Here is a 605-nt window from a genome sequence, read left to right on the forward strand (position 1 = left end):
GGCGCTGATCCAGCACCGGCGCTGATCCAGCACCGCAAAGCTCAGGCCGGTTCGATTGCGCGCATCTCGGCTCCCGAAATCGAAGCTGCCGTAAAGGCCGCAGCTGCGCCGCCGCTCCAGATCGCGCGCGTGACATTGCACCGCGATCATCTTTTGATCGACGTGATGGCCGAGGCCAACGATAGCCAGAGTCACCAGCCGATCCGAGTGCCCTTTGCCTGGCAACCGCAGGGCCGCCGCAAGGGAGTGGCTCATAAGTCAACGCAGCCATCCCGCCTGGACCACGATTCCGCTGAGGCGATCCTGACGATGATCGCCCAGGCGCGGCACTGGATGGCGCAGCTGTGTGACGGCCAGATATCCTCGACTGAGGCCATCGCAATCCGCGAGGGCATGGGCGAGCGCAATGTCCGCAAGCTACTTCCACTGGCGTGTCTATCGCCCAAGGTCATCGGCGCCATCGCTGATGGAACCGCGCCTGCCAACCTCTCTGTCAGTCGACTCTGTGCAGCCCTGCCCCATGACTGGGCGAGCCAGGAACAGCGCTTCCTGATCCACTGACGGCTTGGGACCAGCGCATCGCAGCCCGCCGCTCTGCGGCGGGC

At 65.0% G+C, this 605-nt stretch carries 1 pseudogene; it reads left to right on the top strand.

Features of this window, described 5'->3' with window-relative positions:
* Positions 1 to 561, top strand: a pseudogene (locus AC1D2L_RS25800) (hypothetical protein); the annotation flags it as partial.
* Positions 562 to 605: the final 44 nt, after the last annotated feature.

It is taken from the genome of Allobosea sp. P1_B10 (assembly GCF_056406735.1).